The following is a 3082-nucleotide window of genomic DNA, read 5'->3' as shown; positions in this document are numbered from 1 at the left end:
GCTGGCACCACCTCCAGCAGCAGGCCAGACACTCCTGGTGGCGCGACTTCCCCTCCCCAGCGGCGAAGAGCCAGGGGCAATAACGCCAGGCGCTTCTTTGCCCCACGGGGGGCGCTTGTTGAGCGACGAAGGCGCTCCCCTCACCCGCTGACCTGATCTGCTACTTCTCCAGACTGGGGCCGGTTTTTTTTACCTTTAGCTGATCTCATCCCTCTCTTGAAACTACAGCCTTCCTGTGCTCTACCCAATTGAGAAGAGAATCACACGCTGACATTGAGGCAGCCCATCCACGCCCAACGCACCCCGATCGCCAGGTGGGGAAGGCTGCCATACTGGCTAGAGCACTCCATCTGGAAGCCTGTCAGGCGGAGCCGTAGCAAGGGCGCTAGCTTCAACTCCGCCCTTCGGGCGCCCTGCTGACGCTGGCCTGCCCTCAGACTACAGCTTCGACGCCCCCATTGCCAGTGCCAGCGCCTTCCTCTCCAGGGCTTTCTACTAGAACGAGTGGCACGAGCGCGACTGCTGGCAGCACTTTCCCTGGTATCGGCTAGCGGAGCAGGTTGCCCGCTTCCAGGAAATCAGGGAGCTATAATTTGGCATCCGGTGGGAGCGAGAGCTGATCACTGCCAGCTACCCACATGTCCGCCTCATCAGCGGAGAAGCGCCAAGCGCGGAGACACATCCTCCAGTGGAAGGACACCGCGAATCAACGCAACAGCCGGGTCAAGCCAGAACACCGCAGGGGCACACGGCCAACAGCAACAGGAGTCCACCACCCTGCTGGGCCCGATGCCCCCGGTGTCTGACTGACCCGGCTCACTTATGCAAGCGCTCACTCAACACAGCCAACCAGGCTTAGCCCACCTGGGCCTGAGCCGCCGACGGTAGCTCAGCCAAGGCCGCTTGCAGCGTCTCCTCCACCACCGCCGCCAAGGCCGCGATAAAGCGCGGCTCCACATTCAGCGACTCGATGCGCGCAAACTGCAAGCCGGCCTGCTCGGCCTGCTCACGCGCCCCGACATCGATATCGTAGAGGATCTCAAGATGATCGGCCAGAAACTGTACCGGCGCCATCAAGACATGCGTATGGCCCGCCGCCTTCAGTTCCGGCATCACATCAGCAAAATCCGGCTTCAGCCACTCCTCCGGCGTATGACCAGCGCTCTGATAACAGAAGAGCCAACGCTCAGCGGGCAGCCCCACCCGCTCGGCAATGGCCGCCGCCGTCTCCTTCAGAGCCGCAATATAGCCCGGCTCCCCATCTACCACGCGCTTCGGCATACTGTGGGCCGTAAACAACACCGGCACCCGCCCCCGCACCTCCGGCGGGAAGCGATCCAGCGCCTGACGCACCCGACCCGCCAGCGCCTCGATAAAATCCGGCTGCAGATGCCAATCTTCAGCCACCTTCACCAGCAAATCGGAGCGCTTCAGGCGCATCGCCGCCTCCGTGAGCGCCCTAACATAGCCTCCCATGATGATCGGCGAATACTGCGGCGACATGATCACCCCAATCAGGGCCTGAGCACCCGCCGCCGCCTCAGGCACCACATCAGCTACAAAAGGAGGTGAGAAACGCATCCCTGCCACAACCTGGAAACGCGGTCCCGCCGGATGACGCCGATTCAGCTCCTCCTCTAGCGCCGCCGCCTGCTGCTGCGTAATGCGAATCAGCGGCGAACCACCGATCAGCTCATAACGACGACGGAACTCTTCCACGAGCTCCGGCTCAGGCTTGCGCCCCCCACGCACATTGGTCATATAGGTCTCTACGTCATCGAGAGTGGCCGGCGAACCATAGGTCATCAAGACCACGCCGACACGCTTGACGCTCTCCATCGCAGTGTATCCCTCTCTCTTCTCTCAAGATAGATCTGCAGCTCTCTCGTCTTAGTGACGCTGCTGCTGTTTCCGATCACTGCCTGCGCGCTCTCACCTGGCGATGAGAGCCAGCTCCGCATCATGAGACCACGCCTCAAGAGCGACGCGTCTCCTCATGCACAAATTCGACAAGCCGACGCAGCACAGCCGGATCGGCCTCAGCAGGCACTCCATGCCCAAGATTGAAGATATGACCAGGTCGGCCCGCCGCCCGGCGCAGCACATCGCGCGCCCCCTCTTCAATGATCTCCCAGGGTGCCAACAGCAGCGCCGGATCAAGGTTTCCCTGAATACCATGCCCATAGCCAATGCGCTCCCAGGCACTATCAAGATCGACACGCCAGTCTACGCTAATCACATCACCACCGGCCTCGGCCAGCAGCTCCAACAGCGCAGCGTTACCTGTGCCGAAATGAATGCTCGGCGTTCCCGTCTGTTTGATCGCCGCAAAGATCCGCTGACTGTAAGGCAGCACATAGCGCCGATAGGCTGCCGGTCCTAGCGCTCCCACCCAGCTATCAAAGAGCTGAACCGCCGTCACACCAGCCCGAATCTGCCCAAGCAGATAGCGCGTCACTACCTCGGTCAGCTTCTCCATCAGAGCATGCCAAAGGGCCGGCTGCCCATACATCACCGCCTTCGCCTGGGTATAGTCGCGCGACGGGCGCCCCTCGATCAAATAGCAGGCCAGCGTAAACGGCGCTCCCGAGAAGCCAATGACAGCCTTCTTGCCCTCCAGCTCGCGCCGCACCAGACGCACCGCCTCCAGCACAAAAGGCGTCGCCTCTTCCGGCTCACGCACGTGCAGCGCCGCAACGTCGCTCATAGTGCGAATCGGATGATGAATGATGGGACCGATCTCAGGCTGGATCTCCAGCGAGACCCCCATGCCCTCCATCGGTAACATGATGTCAGCATAGAGGACCGCCGCATCGACCCCAAGCTGCTCGACTGGCATCAGGGTCACCTGCGCACACAGCTCAGGCGTCTTGGCCATTGTGAGAATATCGTAGCGCTTGCGCAGTTCACGGTACTCGGCGAGACAGCGCCCGGCCTGCCGCATAAACCAGACCGGCGTAGCGTCTGACCGCTGCCGACGACAGGCAGCCAGAAAACGCGCCAGCCCCGTCGAGGCCACCGACCCGGCGCCTTCCACCTGCGATTGATGCTCTTGCTCAGTCTGCATAAGAGAACACTATCC

Annotated in this window: 2 protein-coding genes; both read right to left on the bottom strand. The window is 61.8% G+C overall.

The features are described from left to right. Window positions 1-855: 855 nt before the first annotated feature. Window positions 856-1839, bottom strand: a complete 984-nt coding sequence (hemH, locus tag IRZ24_RS18670; RefSeq protein ID WP_297167731.1) for a ferrochelatase — start codon at window positions 1837-1839, stop codon at window positions 856-858. Between the two features lie 136 nt (window positions 1840-1975). After that, window positions 1976-3067: a uroporphyrinogen decarboxylase gene (hemE, locus tag IRZ24_RS18665; protein WP_297167728.1), complete on the bottom strand. Its 1092-nt coding sequence runs from the start codon at window positions 3065-3067 to the stop codon at window positions 1976-1978. Window positions 3068-3082 lie beyond the last annotated feature (15 nt).

It is taken from the genome of Thermogemmatispora sp. (assembly GCF_019683755.1).
Classification (GTDB): domain Bacteria; phylum Chloroflexota; class Ktedonobacteria; order Ktedonobacterales; family Ktedonobacteraceae; genus Thermogemmatispora.
Note: the sequence above shows the minus strand (reverse complement) of the source record. Positions and strands in the feature narration are given on the sequence as shown.

What these genes read in the sequence shown, in the direction of transcription:
- hemH (WP_297167731.1), bottom strand. Translation starts at nt 1,839, where the DNA reads ATGGAGAGCGTCAAGCGTGTCGGCGTGGTCTTGATGACCTATGGTTCG.
- hemE (WP_297167728.1), bottom strand. Translation starts at nt 3,067, where the DNA reads ATGCAGACTGAGCAAGAGCATCAATCGCAGGTGGAAGGCGCCGGGTCG.